This is a genomic window from Thermanaerothrix sp., from assembly GCA_026417795.1.
In the GTDB taxonomy this organism is placed as follows: domain Bacteria; phylum Synergistota; class Synergistia; order Synergistales; family Synergistaceae; genus Thermanaerovibrio.
On the sequence record JAOACP010000018.1, the window covers coordinates 18,112 to 39,284 of the forward strand.

Consider the following 21,173-nt stretch of genomic DNA (forward strand, 5'->3'; position numbering starts at 1 on the left):
GTCGAACGTGTCGTTTGATTTTAACGCCTTTATGAGGCAGATACCTTCCATGTCAGAGCTCCTGAGCCTTCCCTGGGTCCCATCAATGGAGGAGGCGCTTGGAAGAAACGCGGTTAAAAGCGTGTTCGCCGAGGTCATTGGAGAATTCCGCGAGATGATCAGGGAGGGGAAGATATCTTCCATAGATGGGGAATCGATAGTCAGGGAAGCAAAGGCTAGAATGGCCCAGCGTTCCGGCTGGAGCCTGCGGCGGGTTTTAAACGGAACTGGTGTGGTGGTCCATACCAACCTAGGCAGGTCCCCGTTGCCCCTTGAGGTTGTAAGGCATGTGGAGGAAGTGGCGGCGGGATATAGCACCCTGGAATTCTCCCTTGAGGAAGGAGTTAGAGGCCACCGTAACCAACATGTGGAGTGGCTTATATGTCAACTGACCGGGGCGGACGGTGCAGTGGTTGTCAATAACAACGCCGCTGCGGTCCTTCTTTGTCTTGCGGGGCTGGCGTCCGGCAAGGAGGCTATAGTGTCCCGCGGCGAGTTGGTGGAAATAGGGGGATCTTTCAGGATACCTGAGATACTGTCCTTCGCTGGAGCCAAGATGGTGGAGGTGGGGACCACCAATAGAACCCACCTAAAAGACTATGAATCTGCAATAAGTGACAACACCTCGGTGCTGTTGAAGGTTCATCCGTCCAACTTCCGAATAGAAGGGTTTCACTGCTCTGTGGACAGACAACAGCTGGCCCAGCTTGCACTTTCCCGTGGGCTTACGCTGGTTGAGGACCTGGGCAGCGGGCTTTTGGAGCCACTGGATAACGGGATGTTGACCGGAGAGCCCACGGTTAAAGAGTGTCTTTACCAGGGGGTGGACCTGGTTACTTTCTCTGGGGATAAGCTTCTTGGCGGGCCCCAGATAGGAGTAATTGCCGGAAGGCGGCAGCTTACGGACCGACTGAAGAAGCATCCCCTCATGAGGGCTTTTCGAGTTGATAAGATGACCCTAGCTGCCTTTGAGGGGATACTCCGGATGATGCTGCAGGGAAGAGGGGATCAAATACCCACCAGGGCTATGCTTATGGAGGGGCCTGAAAGGCTTAAAAGGAGGGCCCAAAGGATTGCTTCTGCCTGTAGGAGGAGGCTTGGTGAGTTGTCCATGCCTGGAGGTGCAAGGGTTATCCCCGTGGAGGACGCGGTTGGCGGCGGGGCGTTCCCTGCGGTCCCCCTTAAGGGGTACGGTGTGACGCTTGACCTTCCGTCCCTAGGGGGGGCTTCCAGGGTGCAGCGGCTTTTTAGGAAGGCAGTTCCTCCTGTGGTTTTGGGGGTGGATGACGGGATGCCGTGCCTGCACGTGAGGACCCTCTTGGTTGGCGAAGAGACGCTCTTTATGAAGGCGTTCGATCACGTGCTGGGGGTGAGATGATGGAGTACCCCTTTGTTTTAGGCACCGCAGGTCATATAGATCATGGCAAAACCACGTTAGTTAAGGCCCTTACGGGGGTTGACTGTGATAGGTTAATTGAGGAAAAGCGGCGTGGAATAACCATAGAGCTTGGCTTTGCTCCTTTGACCATCGGGGATCGGGTGGTCAGCGTGGTGGATGTACCGGGCCACGAGAAGTTCATACGGCAAATGGTGGCCGGAGCAGCCGGTGTTGATGCGGTTATGATGGTTGTGGCGGTGGACGAAGGGGTTATGCCTCAAACCAGGGAACACCTTGAAATCCTGGAGCTTTTAGGGGTCCGGCGGGGAATAGTGGTTATGACGAAGGTCGATGCGGTGGACCCCGAGATTCTGGCCCTGGCGGAGGAGGAGGTAAGGGAGGCTTTTCGTGGGACATTCCTGGAAGGTTCTCCGTTGGTCAGGACCAGTGCCGTGACCGGTGTTGGCCTTGAGGAGCTGAAGGAGGCCATAGGCAGACTGGTGGAGGCATCCCCCGTAAGGAGTAGAGACGGAGAGCTTTTTCTGCCTATAGACAGGGCTTTTTCAGTGCCTGGATTTGGTACTGTGGTAACTGGGACCATATATAACGGCTCCATTCGAGAGGGAGATGAGGTCACCGTAGTTCCCTCCGGTCTGTCCTCCAAGGTGAGGTCCGTGCAGGTTCACGGCCAGAAGGTTAGGGAGGCCGTGGCGGGGCAGCGCAGCGCCGTGAACATCCCTGGGGTGGGGGTGGATCAGCTTCAAAGGGGAGATGTGCTTACCGCTAAGGGTTCATGTATGCCAACCCAAAGGCTTGGCGTTTGGCTCAAGGTTTTGGGTTCAGCGGTGGAGCCTGTAAGGCATTGGCAGCGTCTTAGGCTGCACCTTGGTACAGCTGAGGTCATGGCAAGGGTTGCCCTTCTTAATGGTACAAGCCTAGAGCCTTCCAGCGAGGGGCCAGCACTGCTGATTCTGGAAGAGCCGGTGGCCGCCATGGGATCCCAGCGCTTCATCGTTAGGTTCTACAGCCCCCTTAGAACCATAGGGGGAGGGGAGGTTATCCTGCCTTACGCGGAGGGGGTAAAGAGCCGGTCCCGCAGGGAGGCTATGTCCAATCTGTTGACGGGTCTTAAGAACGCCGCGTCTCCGGTGGAGAAGGTTTGCCGGTACCTTGAATACCGACACGTGGCATCCCCCTCGGAAATAAAGCGAAACCTTAGCTTGGCTTCCCTGGATAGGGTGGTATGGGAGGGAGCTTCCGCGGGGTTGTGGGTGTTCGTGGGATCCCATGGCGGGGGATATGTCTTGGAAGCCAGGAAGGATGCGGAGATATCGCGTCTTATGACGGAAACTTTGGAGCGGTTCCATGCCGCTAATCCCCTGGAGAAGGGCATGCCGATGGATGAATTGGGAAGGTCCATGGGGTTGGATCAAAAGATCCTTAGGGTTTGGCTGGAGAGCAAGCGGGAACAAGGGATGGTCGTGTTGGAGGATGGGAGGGTTAGCCATCCGTCCTTTGTCAGGGATGTCGGTGCAGTGGCAGAAGCGCTGGAAAGGCTCAAGTGCTTTCTTGATGAGAGGGGTTACATGCTTCCGGATCTTGTGGAAATAAAGAAGCATCTTGCCGTTGATGATAGTGCCTTCAAGAGGATTATATCCCTCGCCAGGGATGAGGGAGTTGGGGTTATTCTGCCCGGGGAGCTGTTTTTTTCGAGCAAGTTACAAAGATCCCTGTGGGAGACCTTAGCCCAGATGGAGGAGATCACCGTGGCATCGGTGAGGGATAAGCTGGGGCTTAGCAGAAAGTACGTGATGCCCATGTTGGAGCACATGGATTCCATTGGCGTAACAAGGAGGGTTCAGGACAAGAGGGTCCTTTTGAAGCGTCCTGCCGGTTAGTGGACCTGCAGCCCTGCTTACCCCTTGCTTTTGCTTAAAAGCCCTTGAAAAAGATCAGCTTTGGGTGTAATATTCTAAAAATCTTATAACTGGGAGTGTGGCCCATGGCAAGATCTCTTGAGCATATAAGGGAGCTGGTTAAGCAGCACAGGGGGTCAAGGGTCTCTTACCGCTCGATGAATGGCAGGCGGAAGGTGGAGGAGCGGGAGGGGGTAATAACGGAGATTTACCCGTCTCTATTCACCCTCTACGTTGAATCCCAACGGAGCACGGTGTCGTTTAGCTATGCGGACGTGCTCACGAGGGAGGTAATACTGGAGCTTCTGCCTGGTCATGAGAGGTTGGCTTAAGGGTATTTTTATGACGGGCAGCACGTCGGGAAAAGAGAAAATCCTTTGAGGCGCCCCGCCTTCGCAGGAAGCGAAAAAGGCCGGGGCGCTTCCCTTTTGCTATTTGCTAGGAGGAGATGGCCTTGGAGTATGTGGTTCCCTGCAGCATGAAAGTTAACCTGTGTCTTTGGGTGGGCTCTCCTGGGAGGGATGGCTATCATCCGGTGAGGACCCTTTTTTTGAAGCTGAGATCCCCGGAGTTTCTTAAACTGAGGTCCTCCGATCGTTTTAGGCTGTTTCATCGTGGCGATCCATTTTACGGGGAACACATAGTGGAACGAGCGGCTGCTATGGTTTATGGGGCGGGGCTTGGTGTGCCTCAAGTGGAGGTAGAGTGCTTCAAAGCCCTGCCTGTGGGCGGTGGTGTTGGTGCAGGCAGCGGGAACGCTGGGGCTTTCTTGCGTTGGGCCTTTGGCTTGCTAGGTAGGCCGGTTGATATGTCCATGGCGGCTAAGCTTGGAAGCGATGTCCCGTTTCTTGCTTCTGAGATGAATCTGGCTTGGGCGGAAGGGCGGGGAGAAGCCCTTTCCCCGGTGGAAGGCCGTGTTATGCACCTTGAATGCCTAGTGGGTTTCCCCGTGTGGCCCATGTCCACATCGGTGGCCTATCGAATGTTAGACCAGATAAGGCCCCAAGCGAAGCCCTTGCCTGAGAGGGACGACTTCTTGGATGTGCTGAGCGCCATTGAAGGGGGAAGGGTCGTCGGCATTTTGCCTAACGATTTTTTGATTGTTTCTGAGAAAATAAGGGGAGAATATATTAAAATATGGGGCGTAGTTGAGGCATCTGGAGCTCTTGCGTGGGGGCTTTGTGGAAGCGGCAGCGGCTTCTTTGGCTTATTCAAGGATCAGGAGGGCTTGGCCAAAGCTTACAGGGTGCTGGGTGCCTTTGATTTCGTTAAAAGTCTTATGCGGGTGGAGGTTTTTTAATGAAGGGGCAGAGGACCGAGAGGTTAGTGAGGATAGCTTCCCGTTTCATGTTGGGCCCGTCGAGGCATCTTTCCCTTACCGATTTAGCTCAGGATTTCGAAGTGTCTAAGACGGTGATAAGCGATGACATGGAGATAATCCACAGAGCTTTTTCGGAGGAGATGCTTGGTGGCGTGGATGTCGACAGAGGCAGGAGCGGGGGGGCGTACTTTGTCCCTAGGGTTGGGGATGAGTTACGGCGTAAATGGCTTGGGCAAATTGCACAGACCCTTTCCCAGCCAGAGCGGGTTCTACCTGGAGGTTTTGTTTACTACACGGATTTGATATTTGATCCCAGAGTGGCATCCATGCTGGGCCTTATCATGGCATCTAATTTTTCAAGCCTTAAGCCGGATACAATAATGACATCAGAGGTAAAGGGCATACCCATTGCCATGTTTGCTGCCCATGCGCTGGGGGTCCCACTGTCAATTTGCAGGTTCAGGAATAGGCCTAGCGATGGGCCCGCCGTGGCGGTTCATTTCCCCACCGGAGCAGGAGACGTGAGGACCATGTATATGGGGACAAGGCAGCTTGGCAGGAGCAAGAGGGTGCTTGTGATCGATGATTTCATGCGGGGAGGCAGCACAGTGTGGGGTATGCTTCAAATGGCCAGGGAGTTTGGCTCCGAGGTTGTGGGGGTGGGGGTCTTCATAGCCTCCGAAGAACCGGCCAAAAAGGCGGTGCCAAGCTACAACGCGCTGCTTACCGTATCCGGAGCCGGTGATTCGTTGAAGATAAGCGTTAACCGATGACATTGATGATCAGAAGGATCCCAGGGTCTGGAGTAAAAAAATCTGCAACCCCATTTGACGTATCCGTGATCATGGGGTAGAATGCTTCCTCGGGAGGAGGTGACCCCCTCATGATCGTCCGGATTGAGGAGGATGAGTGCATAGGCTGTGGCGTGTGCGCTCAGATCTGCCCGGATGTGTTCGCCCTTGATGACGCGGTAGGCAAGGCCAAGGTGGTTAAGCCCGACGGTTCTCCTTGCGTCCAAGAGGCGGTGGACAGTTGTCCGGTCAGCTGCATTAAGGTTGACTAGGGGGATCGATCCTCTGAAATGGGCCCATAGCTCAACGGGTTAGAGCCACCGGCTCATAACCGGAAGGTTCCTGGTTCGAGTCCAGGTGGGCCCACCAGCCTATCGAAAGCCGCCTAAGGGCGGCTTTTTCTATATCCTTAGCTTAGAAAGAAGCGGTTTTATGCGCTTGGGGCGGTGGTGTCATGAGGGTGTCTGAGTTTGCGGCGTTACTGGAAGAGGTTTTGCCGTTCCGTTGGGCTTATGATTGGGACAACTGTGGTCTTGTGGTAGGTAGTGGCTCGTCTTGGTTTGACCGGGTGGCTATCTCCTTGGACGCGGATATTGGCTCGATTCGCTGGGCGGCGGAAAACCATTGCTCCCTGTTGGTGGTTCACCATCCCCCCGTTTTCAACCCCATGAGGCGGGTTGTGGATGATGTGGTTGGCTTACCCATTATCGAAGCCTTACGGCTTGGGGTGTCTTTGTATGCCTGCCACACAAATTGGGATGTGGCCCCGTCGGGGGCCAGCGTCGTGCTGGGCAATGCCCTGGGGCTTTCGGGGATGGTTCCGTTGGAGCCTAGGGGAGATTGGGGCCTAGGGGTGGCAGGGGACGTTGATCGTAGCAGCTCGCTTAAGATCCTGTCTAGGGCCAAGGCCCTTTGGGGGCTTAGTTGGGCAAGGCTTGAGGGCTCTTGTGATTCCGTAAGCCGAGTGGCTATATGTGCCGGTTCCGGAGGGGACATGTGGCCCTTGGCCTTGGAAGCCGGTGCTGAGTTGTTTATAACCGCAGATGTTAAATATCATTCGGTTCGGGATGCCGTAGCATCGGGGCTTGCCTTAGGCGTGGTGGACCATGGGGAGATGGAGTGGGCCACTATGGAGGCCTTGGGCAACCTTGTCCGCGGGCTTGGAGTTGAGGTGTTGTTGGCTCCCCGAGGTGAGGTTGTGGCACAATTGGTATAGTTTTTATGACGGCTCAAAAGATAACGCCTCTTGTTCTTGGGGGCTTGTGAGAAGGGGTGACCTTACATGGCGGACAGGGTTTTTAGTGGCATGAGGCCTACCGGTAAGCTACATTTGGGACACATGGCGGGGGCCTTGACCAATTGGGTTAACCTGCAGGATTCCCATGAGTGTTACTACTGTGTGGTGGATTGGCATGCCCTCATGTCTGATTATGCGGACAGCAGCATGCTGATGGACAACTGCAGGGAGATACTGTTGGATTGGCTTGCGGTGGGACTTGACCCTTCGAAATGTTCTATATTTGTTCAGTCTCACGTTAAGGAACATGCGGAACTAAGCCTTGCGCTTTCTATGGTGACCCCGTTGGGGTGGTTGGAGAGGAATCCCACATATAAGGATCAGATACTTAACCTTCAAAACAAGGATCTCTCCACCTATGCCTTCTTAGGGTACCCGGTCCTCATGGCGGCGGACATACTTCTTTATAAGGCGGTTAAAGTTCCTGTGGGGGAGGATCAGTCCGCCCACTTGGAGCTGAGCAGGGAGATAGCAAGGCGTTTTAACTACTATTTTGGGGAGGTATTCCCTGAACCCCAGGCGCTTCATACCACCACTCCAAAGATACCTGGAACGGATGGGCGCAAGATGAGTAAGTCATATGGCAACGCCCTCAACATAGCGGATGATCTGAGCGTTCTTTGGGATAAACTTCGCACAATGATGACCGATCCGGCCAGGTACAAGAGGACCGATCCTGGGGATCCCGATAAGTGTCCTGTATGGGATCTGCATCGGTTTTTCAACAAGGACTGGGAGGAGATGGATGAGCTTGCCCATGGGTGTCGAACCGCTGGCATAGGGTGTGTAGACTGTAAGCGCAAGCTCTTCCGCCATGTGGAGGTGGCCATGGCGCCGATTCATGCTCGCAGGAGGTCGTTGGAAGGAGACCCAAGCCTGCTGGATGACATAATTCGAGAGGGTGCGATGAAGGCTAAGCTAGTGGCACAACAGACCATGGAGGAAGTGTACAAGGCAATTGGGATGCTCCGTTAACCTATCTGATGACGGCAACCTCAGTGTAACCCTTGAGGGGTTTTCCGGCCCTTTGGATCTCCTGTGTCAGCTTGTGGAAAGGGGCAAGCTGGACGTGGCGCGGATATCTCTGGTGGATCTGCTGGGCAGGTATGTGGAGTTCTTGATGTCTCAAGAGGGAGTTAGCCTTAGGGAAATAGCTGAGTTCTTCTCTTTCGCGAGTCGTATGGTTCTAACCAAAGTAAGAAGGCTTTTCCCCTCCGTCGAGCCTTTGGAGGAAGATCCTTTGGGGTTAGATGGAGGCCTGGATCCGGAGGGAGTGCTTCGCACATCCCTTGAAAGGTACAGGCCTATAAGAAAAGCTGCAATTTGGCTGGAAGAGCGGCAAATATGGCGTGAGAGGTTTTTCGTAAGGCAGGCGGAGGAGGGCCCCCTGCTGTTTGAAGCGGGGGACCTTTTTGCCCTAGGTAGGGTATGGTGGTCCTTGGTGGATAGAAGGGATCATGATCAGGACCTCTGGGACGGTTACGGCGAGGATATAGAGGACACAAAGGTTTGTGAGTACAGTGTGGAGGAGATCATGGAGGTTATAGAGAGGCGGGTCGCTGGTGGGCCGATATCGTTGAGACAGCTTATGGGTAGTGGAGCTCCCAGGGGAATGCTGATAGCCTCCATACTGGCGTTGCTTGAGCTGTGTCGCTTGGGTAGGATAAGGCTTCTTCAGGAGGAACCGTTTGATGACATCGTCTTCTCAGCTCCATGACCAAGGGTCGCTGGTGGACCTGGATAGGAAGGTAGAGGCGGTACTGTTCGTGTCCGCTGCCCCGGGTGATGAGCGTGAGCTCGCTTCGTTTTTTTGGGTTTCTCCCAGGGAGGTCATAGAATCCCTAGGCAGATTGAAAGCCCGATACGAGGGATGCTCCGGTTTGGATCTCATATCCGTGGCGGAAGGATGGCAGATGGTCACCGCCGGCGACCTGGCAGAGGTGGTGGCTACGTTTAGGGACGTCTCTCAGAGCCAACGGGTGCGGTTAAGCAGGGCGGCGCTGGAGACCCTTGCGGCGGTGGCGTATCATCAACCCATAACCAGGGCGGAGATAGAGGAGATAAGGGGCGTTCGGTGCGACCGGGTTTTGGACACCCTTCTAAAGCACGGTTTGATACGGATAGGGGGCCGCAAGAAGAGTCCTGGTAATCCGTTGCTTTACAGGACTACTTCCCGTTTCATGGATTTATTCGGGTTGTCATCCCTTTCGGATCTTCCGTCCCTGGAGGACCTGATGGAGGAGGTAGGAGCAATAGAGGAGGGCCACTCTTGCTGGACAGGGGGAGATGTGGTTGAGAATTAACCAATATCTTGCAAGATGTGGCTTGGGCTCCAGGAGAAACGTTGAAGCTCTCATCCTGAGTCATCGGGTATCTGTAAACGGCGAGATGGTGGAAGATCTTTCCTTCAAAGTTCAGCAAGGGGACCTTGTGATGGTGGACTCCAAGGTGGTAAGGCCGCTGGAGTCCATTTATCTTGTCATGAACAAGCCGGTGGGGGTGGTCTGTGCGGTGAGGGATCCTAGATACAAGACGGTCTTGGATTTGCTCCCCTTCCGCGTTCGCCGTCTTGCCCCCTTCCCGGTGGGCCGGCTTGACAAGGATAGCCAGGGGCTTTTGATCCTAACCAACGACGGTGATTTTTGTGACTCCCTGTTGCATCCAAGTAGGGGTATAATTAAAACCTATGAAGTGGAGCTGGACGGAGAGATTCGTCTTGATATGTTAGATAGACTCAGGCGTGGAGTATGGTCCGAAGGGGAATTACTTAAGCCAGTCCTCGTGGACAGGATCGGATCGAATAAGATTAGGGTTGAGCTCCAGGAGGGTAAGAAGAGAGAGATACGACGGATGGTTGCCTCTTTGGGGCTTAGAGTTAAGCTTCTTCTGCGTAGAAAGATAGGTAAAATGGAACTTAGACATCTTCCCTACGACGACTTTGCCCTTTTCTCAAAGGATGACATGTGGCATCATATCACTGTGGGTGGTATGGTATAGCATAGGGGTTGTGGAGGAAGTTTTTACCCTGATGTTATTAGGAGGGGTTATATGCAAGGGCTTGATGATCGTACCCGTGACCTGATACAAAGGCGTGTGCTTAAGCGTGTCAGCGATATACCTTCTTTGCCCCAGTTTGTCATAGATACCCTCAAGAAGCTTGATGATCCTAAGAGCAATGCCCAGGATGTGGCGGATAAGCTTGCCAAGGATGAGGGTTTGGTGCTCAGAATACTGCGGTTGGCTAACTCCGCTTACTATGGTTTGCCCCGAAGGATAACCAGTGTTTCGGAGGCAATCGCATTGCTGGGTTTTAAAACAGTTAAGAGTATTGTGCTTGCCGCATCGGTTTACAAGTTCATGGATGGGGCTTTCACCGGTTATGCCCTTGACCGGGGTGAGCTATGGAAGCACTCCTTGAGCGTAGCGTTCTCTGCCCGCCATATAGCCAAGCGTTTTAAGGATGTGGACGATGAGGAAGCTTATGTGGCGGGTATGGTGCACGACATCGGTAAAATAGTGCTCAATGATTACGTGCGCTTTGGGTACAGCATAATAGTTAAGCTGGTAGAGGAAGACAAAATGCCGTTCATGGACGCGGAGCGCCAGGTCTTGGGGTTTGATCATGCCCAGGTTGGTGGCCTTATAATGGAGCAGTGGAACCTGCCCGAGCGTTACATGTTGGCTGCCAGATATCACCATTCGCCCTGGGAGCTGCCAGACGAGTACTTGGAGCACCGTAAGTTCCTTGACGTGGTACACGTGGCCAATGCGCTGTGCCTTATGTTGGGGGCCGGCTTGGGGGCCGATGGTCTTCAGTATAGCGTATGGCCTGAAAGCTTGGAGCGGCTTGGTCTTTCATCCGACGTTGAGCCATTGATGTCTGAGCTGGTTGATCTTATGGCCCAGGTGGACGAGGAGCTCTCCATGGAGGCCATGGAATGAACCGTAGGGGTCCCGTGGTGGTGCTAGATGGTCCCGCTGGTTCTGGGAAGAGCACGGTGGCCAAGATGCTGGCTCGGGCTCTTGGGCTTCCTCATCTGGATACCGGCGCCATCTACAGGGCTGTGGCTTTGTACATGCGTCAGCGGGGCATACCCCCGGAGGACAGCGATGAACTTCGCAGAGCCTTGGAGGGTGTGGCAGTGGAGATGCGGGAGGGCAGGGTGCTCCTTTGTGGATGCGATGTCACGGAGGAGATAAGAGCCCCTGAGGTTGACTCGGTGGTGTCAAGCTATGCTGCCATCCCCTCGGTTAGGCGTGCTCTTCTTGGTTTCCAGAGGGATCAGGCTAGGTGTGGTGTGGTTGCAGAGGGGCGGGATATGGGGTCGGTCGTGTTCCCCGATGCGGATGTGAAGATATTTTTGACCGCCTCTCCGGAGGAAAGGGCCAGGAGGAGGCATCTGCAAAGGCTATCCTCTGGGGTTGAATCCGACTATGATGAGGTCCTAAGGCAAGTGATGGAGCGGGACAGGTTGGATACCCAAAGGGAGTGTTCTCCGCTTCAGATGGATCCAGGCGCGTTTCTTCTGGACACTACCGGTTTGTCCTTGGAACAGGTGGTAGAAGTCCTTGAAAAAGAGGTGAGGTTGAGGCTTGGTGAGAGAGCTTAAGCAGAGCCGTTTCCTTTACTGCCTAGTGAAGGGCCTCTTTCGCGGGGCCCTCTCGTTGTATTTTAGGGTACATGTGAAGGGATTGAAGGGGCGTTCTCTGCCCTCCCCCTTGATAGTGGCTTCTAACCATTGTAGCCACCTGGATCCACCTTTAGTAGGATCCTTCTTCCCTGGAGACCTTTGTTATCTGGCTAAGGAGGAGCTCTTTCGAAGCCCCTTTATGGGATGGATGTTGACGCATCTTGGAGCTTGTCCCGTAAGAAGAGAGGACGCCCAGGGAGCGGGCGGCGTGATGCGGCTTATGCTGAAGATACTGAGGGATGGGCGCAGCCTTTTGATCTTCCCGGAGGGCACCCGCTCTATGGATGGAAGGCTTCAACCCCTTGAGGAGGGGGTGGCCTTCTTGAGCTTGAAGGCCAATGTGCCTATTTTGCCTGTCTTTGTAAGAGGAACTTTTGAAGCCTTTCCCAAGGGTGCTAAGATGCCAAGGCGCGGGGATATAACGTTGAGCTTCGGCGACATAATAAGTCCCGAGCCTTTCTTGAATGCTCACGGTAACGGCAGGGAAGCCAGGGGAGGGCTGCTTTCGGCATTAGAGGCGTCGTTTAGGGAGTTGGAACGGGATTTATGATGGAAGACGGAGCCATAGTAGTGTCCATAGACCCAACCGACGAGGCTTCCATCGAAGAGACAGAGGCCCTGCTGGCCAACTTGGGTTACAGAAGGTTCCGCCGGATGGTTCAGAAGCGGCGGTGTCCAGATCCTTCCAGCTACATAGGCTCCGGTTTCTGCCTTAAGGTGGCCGGTGCGGCGGCGGAAGGCGGTTTCCGTTTGGTGGTTGTGGATGGTCAGCTTACCCCGACTCAGAGGAGAACTTTGGCTGATTTGCTTAAGTTGGAGGTTTGGGATAGGCCTTATCTTATAATGAAGATATTTGAATCCAGGGCCCATACTGCGGAAGCTAAGCTTCAAGTTCAGTTGGCGGCGATGAAGCATGAGATCCCTTACCTCAAGGGCCTGGGATTTCAGATGTCCAGGGCAGGGGGCGGCATAGGGACCAGGGGCCCCGGCGAAACCGAGTTTGAGCGGCACCGGCGTAAGATAGTTCGCCGTGCCAGGGCTGTGGAGGCCAAACTAGATGAACTGCGCCGGAGACGCTCCGCCCAGAGAGAGCGTAGGGAGAGGCTCGGCATAAAGACCGTTGCCCTGGTTGGTTATACAAATAGCGGGAAGACCACCCTTCTATCCAAGTTATCAGGAGATGTGGATGTGAAGGGGGCGGATAAGTTGTTTGCCACCCTTGATACCCTTACCAGGGGGGTTCGTCTTGACGACCACAGGGTGGTGATATTCTCCGATACCGTTGGATTCATAAGGAAACTCCCTGTGGAGCTTGTGGCGGCGTTTCGAGCTACCCTGGAGGAGGTCGCCCTTGCAGATATGGTGGCTATGGTGATAGACGGGGCTTCTCCTGAGGCGATAAACCACCTTGATGTGATAGAAGAAGTGTTGGATCAGATAGGAGCCGGTAACGTCAGGAGGCTGGTGCTGCTTAACAAGAGGGATATATGGGATTCAGACGGCGAAGGATTTGAGATTCTCAGCGCTGTTAAGGCTAGGGGATTTCCTGTTTTCCCGGTAAGCGCCCTAACCGGCCAGGGAATACAAGAGTTTTTGGCGTGGCTTTCCGATGTCATTTGAATCCGATCCCAAGCCCCTCCCGTTTATAGAGGGTTTACGGCGTTGCATTTAGCGCTTTAGTGGGGCTTTTCTCGTGTAGGGGGGGAATGGCTTTTGTTCAGCATGACCGGTTATGGTACCGCCAAAGTGGAGGGTGACTGGGGAACCATGACCCTTGGGATAACCAGTGTCAACCATCGATATCAGGAGATAACCGTGAAGCTGCCTAGAGAGCTCACATGGTGGGAGCCTTGGTTTCATAGAAGGATAAGAAGCGCTTTCTCGCGAGGTAAGGTTAACTGCCGGTTGGATGTTCTATGGGGTGGGCGATGTGGAGTTGGCATGGTAAACCGGGATTTTCTTGAGGCCCTCTACAGGGATGTTTCGTCGGTAGCATCTGCTGTTGGGGCTCCTCCGGTAGAGCTTGGGGATCTACTGGGAGTAAGCGGAGTTCTTGATGGAAGGTCCATCGCAATGGATGAAGATTCGTTGGAGGGGATCTTTGCCGACTTGCTAGACAGGGCTGTTGAGGATTGGAATGGCAGCCGCAGATCCGAGGGGGATTTCCTCTGGCGGGAGGTTCTGGGCAGGCTCTCCATCTATGAGAACATCATAGATCGTCTAAGCTCCGCGTGGAGTAGTGCCAGAGAACTGGCGTTCAGCCAGGCTAAGGAGCGAGTGTCTGCGGTGTTGAAGGATATGGATCTTAAGCTAGATGAGTCCCGCTGGGCTCAGGAATTGGTTTTGATGGCGGACAGATGGGATGTGGAGGAGGAGATCTTAAGGATACGATCCCATCTCATTCAGTTTCGCCAGGTTGGAACCAAGGATGGCCCTTGTGGAAAGCGTTTGGATTTTATAGTTCAGGAGCTTAACAGGGAGACCAACACCATAGGATCCAAGGTCAATGACGCGGAGCTTAGGGCCATGGTGGTTGACGCTAAGGTTGCCCTGGAGATGGTGCGGGAGCAGATTCAAAATCTGGAGTGAGGATCATGAGGATGTTGCACGTGGGTTTTGGGAACATGGTTTCTGTGGACAGGATAATTGCGATAATCAGCCCAGCTTCTGCGCCTATAAAGAGATTAAAGGACGAAGCCCAGCGGGAGGGCCGTCTTGTTGATGCCACCCAGGGCAGAAAGACCAGGGCAATACTTGTCATGGACAGTGGTCACGTGATACTCTCTGCTCTTCAGCCTGAGACGCTTTCCAATCGATTTTCAGCGGAAGGGGCGACAGAGGATGGAGAGTAGTAATTCCCGAAGGGGGACCCTCTTCGTTATATCCGGTCCCAGCGGCGCTGGGAAAGGTACGCTTCGTAAGATCCTTTTTGACAGGTTGCCGGGACTCTTTTATTCGGTATCCTACACCACCAGATCCCCAAGACCCGGGGAGACGGATGGAGTGGAGTATAGGTTTGTGTCGGAAGAAGAGTTTAAGCGTATGATAGACGAAGGGGTTTTCCTGGAGTGGGCCTACGTGCATGGCAAATACTATGGCACTAGTGCGGACGATATTGAGCGGATGCTCGCACAGGGCAGGGATGTGGTGCTTGAGATTGATGTCCAAGGAGCCAAACAGGTGAAGCAAAGGATGCCGGATGCGGTAACCATCTTTGTGGAACCCCCATCCGTTGAGGAATTGGAGCATCGTCTTCAGGGGCGAGGAACCGAAGGGGAGGGTGAGATGTCCTTGCGTCTTAAAAACGCATTGGATGAGCTTTCCCATGCCGGGGAGTATCAGTACAGGGTGGTTAATGACCGAGTCGATGACGCCGCAGAGGACTTGGTAAGGATAATAGATAGCCATAGGAAATCCAATGGGAGGTGTTGACCTGTGATATTCTGTGATATCGATAGGATATGCAGGGAGAGAAAGATACCCAATAAGTACGTTTTGGCACTGGTTGTGGCGGCTAGGGCGAGGCAGCTCAGCGAGAGGAAGGGGCGTCTTGGAGATGATGAGAAGTACATCTCTAGGGCTATAGATGAGATCAGCCGTGGAGATGTAGTGCTCTCCTATGGGGTAGATCCTCAACCGGATGCCAGCCTTAAGGAGGCCAGGTAAATTGCCCGCTTGGAAGAGGGGACGCCGTGTCCTTGTGGGGGTGTCCGGCGGCATATCCGCCTATAAGATATTGGATTACATAAGGCATCTCCGCAGGCTGGATTGCGAGTTGGAGGTCATCTTAACCAAAGGGGCGGAGGCCTTCGTAAGCCCTCTGGTCGTATCCACATTGACGGGCCGGCGTTGCTGGTTGGAGGAAGACTTTCTTGACCCCTCAAGGGGTTATCAGATTCCCCACATAAGCTTGGCGGATTGGGCGGAGGTTTTTGTAATAGCCCCTTGCACGGCTAACGTGCTCAGCATTGCCGCCGCTGGCGCTTCGGATACCCTGTTAGGGGCGGCCCTTTTGGCGGTCCGGTGTCCGGTTTTGATCTTCCCGGCCATGAACGTGCACATGTGGGAGCACAAAGCTACCCAGCGAAACCTTCTAACCTGTGCCCAGTGGGGGTATGAGGTTATACCGCCAGAGGAGGGGGCCCTTGCATGCGGTTACGAGGGCAAGGGACGTCTCCCCTCCACGGGGGTTTTGGTGGAACACACGTGGCGGGCCCTTTGCCCGGATAAATCCTTCCGGGGCAGGTCTTTCCTCATAACCGCCGGGCCTACTTGGGAGTTTATAGATCCCGTCAGGTTCATAAGCAATCCCAGCTCCGGTAAGATGGGAGTTGAACTGGCCAGGGCTGCATGGTATCGGGGAGGAGATGTCACGTTGATCTGTGGCCCCGGGGTGTCGGTGGATGTTCCGGGGGCTAAGGTTATCCCCGTGATATCCGCCGAGGACATGCTCTTAAGATGCCTGGAGAACCGAAGCGCGGATGTGGTGATAAAGGCTGCCGCGGTGGGTGACTATCGGGCTGCAGCCCCCAGTTCATCGAAGATAAAGAGGGAGGGGCGTGGAAAGCTTACCTTGGACCTAGTAAGCAATCCGGATATTGCTGCAAGGTTGGGTGAAGGGAAGCGGGAGTCTCAGATCCTGGTCGGCTTTGCCGCCGAGACGGACAACCTGGACGAGAACGCCCTTAAAAAGATGAGATCCAAGGGGCTGGATGCCATCGTGGCCAATGACGTTACGGAGGAAGGTTCCGGCTTTGGGGTTGATACCAACCGGGTCGTCATGTTGGACAGGGCTGGTGGGCGATTTGAGTTTTCCGGGACCAAAGAGGATGTGTCCCACCTTATCCTTGATCGGGTGGCGGCTATGATGGAGGGGGCCAAGTAGGTTAGTGGGTATGCTGGGGGTCCTGATAGCAGGTCCTTGGCGGGGGCCTCTGTCTTACCTTTGGGGAGGGCCTTTGGACGAGGGTGTCCCTGTTAAAGTGCCGCTCGGGAGAAGGGATGCCTTTGGGGTTGTTACGGGACCTTGTGCGGAATCTCCGGTTGGAAAGATTAGATCCATATCTAAGGTTTTAGGTGATCCGCTGCCCAAGGATCTCTGGTACCTAGTCGGATGGTCTTTTAAGTGGCTTGGAGTTCCCATGGGGAAGACCTTGGAGCTTGTGGCTCCCCGATGGTTTTATCAGGAAAAGCCCGTCGTTTCTCTATCCCTTCCATCGCTGGAGATCCGGGAGGACCGTAAGCTCCAGATGGAGCACGTACTTTCTCCCTCTGACCATGACAGGATATGTGAGGTGGCCCGCATGTTTGCCCCCAACCTTCTGGCCCTCTTCCCGCAACGTCAGTCGGCGGCTCTTTATGGGGAGATTTTGAGGGGAGAGGGCCTTAGGGTTCTGGAGTGGCCCGCATCTGTGTCTGCCCAACGTAAGGCCTATCAGAAGGTGCTTAGCGGCGATGTAGATGTTTTGGTTGGGTCCCACGGGGCTGCCTTCTTGCCTTTGCCTCCTGGATGGCGGGTCTTTCTGGACGATGAGAGCTCCGATGCGTGGGTTCCTGTCTCCTATCCTACTTTTTCAATCAGGGCGATGGTGGTGGAGAGGTGCAGGGTGGCCGGTGTGCAGCTGGCTTTGGGTTCAAGATTCCCCTCCTCAAAGGTTTTTCTTCGGTGTGCTAAAAGGCCGGAAGGGGATCTGACGGCGGCCAGGAGGGTGGTTCTGGTCAAACCCAACAGATCCAGCGGCGTAGGGGGGCTGTTGTCTTATACGCTAATAAACAATACCAGAAGGGTTTTGGGGGCTGGCGGCGCCGCTCTTTGGATCCTTGATAGAAAGGGCTATGCGGGATATCTTGTATGCCTGGACTGCGGGGAGGATATAAGGTGCACAGCTTGCGGAACTCCTATGGGGCTTGATGCGGATTCCGGCGTGGTTAGATGTCCTTCTTGCAAAGATCGTAGGAAATCACCGGAGCGCTGCCCTGTTTGCGGGGGGCCCTTTTTTGAGATGGGAAGGGTGGGGCTCCAGGCGGTTTTGGACGAGGCGCAGCGAAGGTTTCGGGACTACCGGATACTATACGTAGACGGTGATATGCCGCAATCCAGCCTTAAGGACCTGATCAGGAGGGTGGAACCACCTTTTCTTGCGATTGGCACCAGATCGGTGCTATCGCTTTGCGATCTGTGGGATGTGAAGTTGGCTGCCTGGCTAGAAGCCGATGCGGAGGGTTTTTCAAAGGCCGGTTACGACAGGGATTTCCGGGCACTTGCTATCATGTGGGAATCCCTCTGGAGGGGCAAATCCCCGGAGGGAAGGACGCTGTTGGTTCAGACCCTTCGTCCTGCCCGCGGTTGGAGGCGGTTTTTGAGATCTGGCTGGAGGCGCTTTTGGGAATGGGAGATCAAGGAGCGTTTGGCCCTTCGGATGCCGCCTTTTTCCAAGGTCGTAAAGATCAAGGTGGATCTTTCGTCGCTAGAGGCCTCCCGGGTTGCCCTTGAGAGGCTTGAGTCCTCCGGGGGAGTAATTGGCTTTGATGAGGATCCCGAAGGTTTTATGGTAACGCTGTCCAGGGATGCGGATGTGGAGACCGTCCTATCCCTTCTTCCTCCACCTGCAAGGCTCACATCAAAGTTGCCTGCGGTTTGGGTATTTAACGATTAGCCCCTAGTATGGCTTTAGTATTTTTGTGTTTTGTATGCTTTTGTAGCCTTAGAATTTGAGGTTTAGTTTGGGATATGAGGAGGTGATCTCTTTGTCCGTGGTGGCTATAGTGGGGCGGCCGAACGTGGGAAAGTCGTCCCTTTTTAATCGCCTTATAGGCAAAAAGCTGGCCATAGTTGAGGACATCCCGGGTGTTACCAGGGACAGGCTGTATGCGGAGACCGAGTGGGACGGCAAGAGGTTTTATCTTGTTGATACGGGTGGCATCGAACCTGCTTCTCCACATCCCTTTCAGGACGCCATAAGACGTCAGGTGGAGATTGCCCTTAAGGAGTGTGATGTGGTCATATTCCTCCTGGACGGTAAGGAGGGGGTGACTGCCGGCGACGAAGCCATAGCAGAGATGTTGCGGAGGTCTTCTAAACCGGTGGTGGTGGCGATGAACAAGATAGACAATCCCAAGAGGGAAGAGAACGTCTTGGATGCTTATTCTTTGGGATTTCCTATTGTTATGGGGATAAGCGTTGAGCACGGAATAAATATGGGTGACCTGTTGGATGCGGTGGCGTCCTCTCTTCCCGAAGATGACCTTGCAGAGGAGGACGAGGATTCCATAAAGTTTTCCATAGTGGGCCGCCCTAACGTAGGTAAGTCGTCCTTGTTCAACCGTCTCATAGGGGAGGAAAGGGCGGTAGTAAGCCCTTTGCCTGGCACCACGAGGGATACGGTGGATGTGGACTTTCAATGGAATCAGTTGAAGTTCAGGATAATGGATACCGCTGGGCTTAGGAGAAAGAGCCGGGTTGATGACTCGTTGGAGTATTATTCCGTGGTAAGGACATTAAAGGCCATAGACAGGTCCCATGTGGCTTTGCTTCTGATGGACGCTTCAGAGATGCTTACCGAGCAGGACAAGAGGCTGATGCTTCACGTTGAGGAACGGGGGAAGGGTTTGGTTATTGGGGTCAACAAGTGGGACCTTCTTACCCCGTCCAATGATCTTGGGGATCGTATAAGGGATCGTATAAGGGATGAGCTCCCCACCTTGTCTTATGCTCCAATGGTATTCTTATCCGCCAAGACCGGCAGAGGAATACAGAAGGTACCTGAGCTGATAGCCAAGGCCCATGCCAACCGGCTAAGAAGGCTCAAGACGGCGGATCTAAATAAACTTCTCCGGGATACCCTCCAGTTTGAGAGGATGCCAAGTGATGGCAAGGGAAGGTACCTTAAGATATACTATGTAACCCAGGCGGACATGGCTCCACCTACGTTCATCTTCTTTGTGAACCATAGGGAGCTGGCCGATAGGTCTTTTACAAGGAGGATGGAGAAGCTCATAAGATCTATGGGTGACTTTGAGGGGACTCCGGTGAGAATTTGGTTTAGGAATAAGGAAGATCAATCTGAGCGGTAACTTGACCGGATAAGCGTTGGAGCATCATAATTGATCGAAGCTTTTTCTGTTTCCCCTGGCCTACGGCGGGGGGACTTTATCTTGGAGGTGAATTGTGTTGACCAAGGCGGATTTAGTTAATGAACTGGTCAAGAGCGTGGAGGATCTTACCAAGAAGAAGGCGGCGGAGACGGTAGATGCCATCTTCAATGTGATTCAGGAGGCCCTAGCAAAGGGGGAAAAGGTCCAGCTGGTGGGTTTTGGTACCTTTGAGGTGCAGACCCGGGCAGCCAGGGAGGGGCGTAATCCCCAGGATCCGACCAAGACCATAAAGATTCCCGAGAAAAAGGCCCCGGTCTTCAGGGCCGGCAAGGCGCTTAAGGATGCGGTTAACAGGTAAGACCTTGGGTTGGGTGCTGATGTTTTGATCTAACAGGTTTGTTTTGAGATATTTCGTTAAAAGATAACCGGAGAGGAGCCATATCCCTGAGCTCAAAGCGTGTTTTGTGGGGTGGGAGTCCTCTCCGGTCATATTTTTATTTGTGTCTTGACAGCCCTTGGTTTATTTTAGCTTTTAGCTTCGCAATCCTGCCATTGAAAGGAGGAGGCCAGTTTAAGCCAATGGCTCAAGGGAAGCTCCTCGGCCCTTGCGTTTTCACGTAGTCCCACCGATAGGAGGCGTCTCAGCCCCTCTTCGCGGAATATACCAGCGATTCCCCAGTTGTTAAGCAAGGTTTTTCGCCTTTGGGCAAAGGATATCTTCAACATTCTGCGCCAGTTTGGATCCCTTGGTAGATGATGGTTTGAGGTTATGTCTATCCTCACCACCGAAGAGTAGACTTTGGGTATTGGGCGGAAAGCTCCCGGAGGGACGTTCATCACCTTACACACCTTACCCATAGCCTCCAGAGTAACGCCCAGGGGGCAACGGTCTTTGCTGCCTTCCTGTTGAATCATCCTGATGGCGGCTTCTCTTTGGACCATCAACACCATCCTGGTAAGACCCAAAGGTGCCAGTTCCTCTAGGAACTTCCAGACGATAGGGGTGGTTATGTGATACGGAAGGTTGGCTACGACTAGGTTGGGGGTGCATGGCAGATCCCTTAAAAAGTCCATCTTTAGGGCATCTTGCCATATGACGGTGAACCTGTGATCCTCCTTGGCCAGGGGATCAAGAAACTGGGACAACCTCCGGTCCACCTCAATGGAGATCAACCTTGCACATGGCCATTTAAGGATCTCCCTTGATAGGATGCCCTTGCCCGGACCTACCTCTAATATCACTTCGCCGTCCGAGATTTCAGCGGCTTGGGCTATCTTCTCCACCACACCGTGGTTTATCAGGAAGTTCTGGCCTATGTCGGTGTCGTGCCTGAATTTACCCATGGAAGTCTTGTTGTCCAATTGTCCACGTCCTCCAGTCCCCGGGAACCCGTTGCTTGTGTTTAAAATAAAAGAAAGGCGGGGGAAACCCCCGCCTTCATATCCTGGTCGGGATGAGAGGATTCGAACCTCCGACCACCTGCACCCCATGCAGGTGCGCTAGCCAGGCTGCGCTACATCCCGAAAGCAAGGGTATTCTATTACCTTTTCCCGATTTGGTCAAGGGCTCGAATTGCCTCACGTAAAATCTAAACGAAAAGGGAACGTTGCCTCACCTAAGAATCCAAACGAAATATGATCCCCTA

At 53.9% G+C, this 21,173-nt stretch carries 24 protein-coding genes and 2 tRNA genes; 24 read left to right on the forward strand and 2 right to left on the reverse strand.

Annotated features, from left to right (window positions below):
• Nucleotides 1-7 precede the first annotated feature (7 nt).
• The 24 genes from selA (at nucleotide 8) to N2315_05415 (ending at nucleotide 19,885) form a co-directional block, all read left to right on the forward strand.
• Nucleotides 8-1,417 (forward strand): L-seryl-tRNA(Sec) selenium transferase, encoded by a 1,410-nt coding sequence (gene selA / locus N2315_05300; protein ID MCX7828612.1) that lies wholly within the window; start codon nucleotides 8-10, stop codon nucleotides 1,415-1,417.
• Nucleotides 1,417-3,315: a selenocysteine-specific translation elongation factor gene (selB, locus tag N2315_05305; protein ID MCX7828613.1), complete on the forward strand. Its 1,899-nt coding sequence runs from the start codon at nucleotides 1,417-1,419 to the stop codon at nucleotides 3,313-3,315. Before selA ends, selB begins: the two co-directional genes overlap by 1 nt.
• A 104-nt stretch (nucleotides 3,316-3,419) precedes the next feature.
• Nucleotides 3,420-3,665, forward strand: coding sequence for a Veg family protein (locus tag N2315_05310; protein MCX7828614.1), 246 nt, complete (start codon nucleotides 3,420-3,422; stop codon nucleotides 3,663-3,665).
• 122 nt (nucleotides 3,666-3,787) lie between these two features.
• Nucleotides 3,788-4,633: a hypothetical protein gene (locus N2315_05315; GenBank protein MCX7828615.1), complete on the forward strand. Its 846-nt coding sequence runs from the start codon at nucleotides 3,788-3,790 to the stop codon at nucleotides 4,631-4,633.
• Nucleotides 4,633-5,427, forward strand: a complete 795-nt coding sequence (locus tag N2315_05320) for a phosphoribosyltransferase family protein (GenBank protein ID MCX7828616.1) — start codon at nucleotides 4,633-4,635, stop codon at nucleotides 5,425-5,427. The genes N2315_05315 and N2315_05320 overlap by 1 nt, the downstream gene beginning before the upstream one ends.
• Nucleotides 5,428-5,537: 110 nt before the next feature.
• The gene (locus tag N2315_05325) at nucleotides 5,538-5,717 is read left to right on the forward strand and encodes a ferredoxin (protein ID MCX7828617.1); all 180 of its coding nucleotides are present in this window, start codon (nucleotides 5,538-5,540) and stop codon (nucleotides 5,715-5,717) included.
• A 20-nt stretch (nucleotides 5,718-5,737) separates the two neighbouring features.
• Nucleotides 5,738-5,814 (forward strand) — tRNA-Ile (locus N2315_05330).
• Between the two features lie 85 nt (nucleotides 5,815-5,899).
• Nucleotides 5,900-6,661: a Nif3-like dinuclear metal center hexameric protein gene (locus N2315_05335; protein ID MCX7828618.1), complete on the forward strand. Its 762-nt coding sequence runs from the start codon at nucleotides 5,900-5,902 to the stop codon at nucleotides 6,659-6,661.
• A 66-nt stretch (nucleotides 6,662-6,727) separates the two neighbouring features.
• Nucleotides 6,728-7,717, forward strand: coding sequence for a tryptophan--tRNA ligase (gene trpS, locus N2315_05340; GenBank protein MCX7828619.1), 990 nt, complete (start codon nucleotides 6,728-6,730; stop codon nucleotides 7,715-7,717).
• The gene (locus N2315_05345) at nucleotides 7,701-8,459 is read left to right on the forward strand and encodes a segregation/condensation protein A (protein ID MCX7828620.1); all 759 of its coding nucleotides are present in this window, start codon (nucleotides 7,701-7,703) and stop codon (nucleotides 8,457-8,459) included. Before trpS ends, N2315_05345 begins: the two co-directional genes overlap by 17 nt.
• Entirely contained in the window at nucleotides 8,434-9,045 is a 612-nt protein-coding gene (scpB, locus tag N2315_05350) for an SMC-Scp complex subunit ScpB (GenBank protein ID MCX7828621.1), read from the forward strand. The genes N2315_05345 and scpB overlap by 26 nt, the downstream gene beginning before the upstream one ends.
• Nucleotides 9,029-9,739, forward strand: coding sequence for a pseudouridine synthase (locus N2315_05355; GenBank protein MCX7828622.1), 711 nt, complete (start codon nucleotides 9,029-9,031; stop codon nucleotides 9,737-9,739). The genes scpB and N2315_05355 overlap by 17 nt, the downstream gene beginning before the upstream one ends.
• Nucleotides 9,740-9,790: 51 nt before the next feature.
• Complete coding sequence (locus N2315_05360) at nucleotides 9,791-10,684, forward strand: HDOD domain-containing protein (protein ID MCX7828623.1); 894 nt, start codon at nucleotides 9,791-9,793, stop codon at nucleotides 10,682-10,684.
• Complete coding sequence (gene cmk / locus N2315_05365) at nucleotides 10,681-11,352, forward strand: (d)CMP kinase (GenBank protein ID MCX7828624.1); 672 nt, start codon at nucleotides 10,681-10,683, stop codon at nucleotides 11,350-11,352. The genes N2315_05360 and cmk overlap by 4 nt, the downstream gene beginning before the upstream one ends.
• 73 nt (nucleotides 11,353-11,425) lie before the next feature.
• Nucleotides 11,426-11,983, forward strand: a complete 558-nt coding sequence (locus N2315_05370; protein MCX7828625.1) for a 1-acyl-sn-glycerol-3-phosphate acyltransferase — start codon at nucleotides 11,426-11,428, stop codon at nucleotides 11,981-11,983.
• Entirely contained in the window at nucleotides 11,980-13,053 is a 1,074-nt protein-coding gene (hflX, locus tag N2315_05375; GenBank protein ID MCX7828626.1) for a GTPase HflX, read from the forward strand. The genes N2315_05370 and hflX overlap by 4 nt, the downstream gene beginning before the upstream one ends.
• 102 nt (nucleotides 13,054-13,155) lie before the next feature.
• The gene (locus N2315_05380; protein MCX7828627.1) at nucleotides 13,156-14,022 is read left to right on the forward strand and encodes a YicC family protein; all 867 of its coding nucleotides are present in this window, start codon (nucleotides 13,156-13,158) and stop codon (nucleotides 14,020-14,022) included.
• Nucleotides 14,023-14,033: 11 nt separating this feature from the next.
• Nucleotides 14,034-14,285 carry a DUF370 domain-containing protein gene (locus tag N2315_05385; protein MCX7828628.1) on the forward strand — a complete coding sequence of 84 codons (252 nt, stop codon included), beginning with the start codon at nucleotides 14,034-14,036 and terminating at the stop codon, nucleotides 14,283-14,285.
• Complete coding sequence (gene gmk, locus N2315_05390; GenBank protein ID MCX7828629.1) at nucleotides 14,275-14,865, forward strand: guanylate kinase; 591 nt, start codon at nucleotides 14,275-14,277, stop codon at nucleotides 14,863-14,865. The genes N2315_05385 and gmk overlap by 11 nt, the downstream gene beginning before the upstream one ends.
• Nucleotides 14,866-14,868: 3 nt before the next feature.
• Nucleotides 14,869-15,099, forward strand: a complete 231-nt coding sequence (locus N2315_05395; GenBank protein MCX7828630.1) for a DNA-directed RNA polymerase subunit omega — start codon at nucleotides 14,869-14,871, stop codon at nucleotides 15,097-15,099.
• Between the two features lies 1 nt (nucleotide 15,100).
• On the forward strand, nucleotides 15,101-16,318 hold the full coding sequence (coaBC, locus tag N2315_05400; protein MCX7828631.1) for a bifunctional phosphopantothenoylcysteine decarboxylase/phosphopantothenate--cysteine ligase CoaBC: 1,218 nt from the start codon (nucleotides 15,101-15,103) through the stop codon (nucleotides 16,316-16,318).
• 10 nt (nucleotides 16,319-16,328) lie between these two features.
• Nucleotides 16,329-18,089 carry a hypothetical protein gene (locus tag N2315_05405; GenBank protein ID MCX7828632.1) on the forward strand — a complete coding sequence of 587 codons (1,761 nt, stop codon included), beginning with the start codon at nucleotides 16,329-16,331 and terminating at the stop codon, nucleotides 18,087-18,089.
• Nucleotides 18,090-18,186: 97 nt separating this feature from the next.
• The gene (der, locus tag N2315_05410; protein ID MCX7828633.1) at nucleotides 18,187-19,506 is read left to right on the forward strand and encodes a ribosome biogenesis GTPase Der; all 1,320 of its coding nucleotides are present in this window, start codon (nucleotides 18,187-18,189) and stop codon (nucleotides 19,504-19,506) included.
• Between the two features lie 97 nt (nucleotides 19,507-19,603).
• Nucleotides 19,604-19,885, forward strand: coding sequence for an HU family DNA-binding protein (locus N2315_05415; GenBank protein MCX7828634.1), 282 nt, complete (start codon nucleotides 19,604-19,606; stop codon nucleotides 19,883-19,885).
• 167 nt (nucleotides 19,886-20,052) lie between these two features.
• On the opposite strand, the gene rsmA is transcribed toward N2315_05415, so the two are convergent.
• Together rsmA and N2315_05425 are read right to left on the reverse strand one after the other, a co-directional pair.
• Nucleotides 20,053-20,889 (reverse strand): 16S rRNA (adenine(1518)-N(6)/adenine(1519)-N(6))-dimethyltransferase RsmA, encoded by an 837-nt coding sequence (gene rsmA / locus N2315_05420; protein MCX7828635.1) that lies wholly within the window; start codon nucleotides 20,887-20,889, stop codon nucleotides 20,053-20,055.
• A gap of 84 nt (nucleotides 20,890-20,973) precedes the next feature.
• Nucleotides 20,974-21,051 (reverse strand) — tRNA-Pro (locus N2315_05425).
• Between the last annotated feature and the right edge of the window lie 122 nt (nucleotides 21,052-21,173).

What these genes read in the sequence shown, in the direction of transcription:
- scpB (MCX7828621.1), top strand. Translation starts at nt 8,434, where the DNA reads ATGACATCGTCTTCTCAGCTCCATGACCAAGGGTCGCTGGTGGACCTG.
- N2315_05335 (MCX7828618.1), top strand. Translation starts at nt 5,900, where the DNA reads ATGAGGGTGTCTGAGTTTGCGGCGTTACTGGAAGAGGTTTTGCCGTTC.
- N2315_05380 (MCX7828627.1), top strand. Translation starts at nt 13,156, where the DNA reads ATGACCGGTTATGGTACCGCCAAAGTGGAGGGTGACTGGGGAACCATG.
- selB (MCX7828613.1), top strand. Translation starts at nt 1,417, where the DNA reads ATGGAGTACCCCTTTGTTTTAGGCACCGCAGGTCATATAGATCATGGC.
- N2315_05355 (MCX7828622.1), top strand. Translation starts at nt 9,029, where the DNA reads ATGTGGTTGAGAATTAACCAATATCTTGCAAGATGTGGCTTGGGCTCC.
- cmk (MCX7828624.1), top strand. Translation starts at nt 10,681, where the DNA reads ATGAACCGTAGGGGTCCCGTGGTGGTGCTAGATGGTCCCGCTGGTTCT.
- hflX (MCX7828626.1), top strand. Translation starts at nt 11,980, where the DNA reads ATGATGGAAGACGGAGCCATAGTAGTGTCCATAGACCCAACCGACGAG.
- N2315_05325 (MCX7828617.1), top strand. Translation starts at nt 5,538, where the DNA reads ATGATCGTCCGGATTGAGGAGGATGAGTGCATAGGCTGTGGCGTGTGC.
- N2315_05405 (MCX7828632.1), top strand. Translation starts at nt 16,329, where the DNA reads ATGCTGGGGGTCCTGATAGCAGGTCCTTGGCGGGGGCCTCTGTCTTAC.
- N2315_05310 (MCX7828614.1), top strand. Translation starts at nt 3,420, where the DNA reads ATGGCAAGATCTCTTGAGCATATAAGGGAGCTGGTTAAGCAGCACAGG.
- N2315_05360 (MCX7828623.1), top strand. Translation starts at nt 9,791, where the DNA reads ATGCAAGGGCTTGATGATCGTACCCGTGACCTGATACAAAGGCGTGTG.
- N2315_05320 (MCX7828616.1), top strand. Translation starts at nt 4,633, where the DNA reads ATGAAGGGGCAGAGGACCGAGAGGTTAGTGAGGATAGCTTCCCGTTTC.
- N2315_05385 (MCX7828628.1), top strand. Translation starts at nt 14,034, where the DNA reads ATGTTGCACGTGGGTTTTGGGAACATGGTTTCTGTGGACAGGATAATT.
- trpS (MCX7828619.1), top strand. Translation starts at nt 6,728, where the DNA reads ATGGCGGACAGGGTTTTTAGTGGCATGAGGCCTACCGGTAAGCTACAT.
- gmk (MCX7828629.1), top strand. Translation starts at nt 14,275, where the DNA reads ATGGAGAGTAGTAATTCCCGAAGGGGGACCCTCTTCGTTATATCCGGT.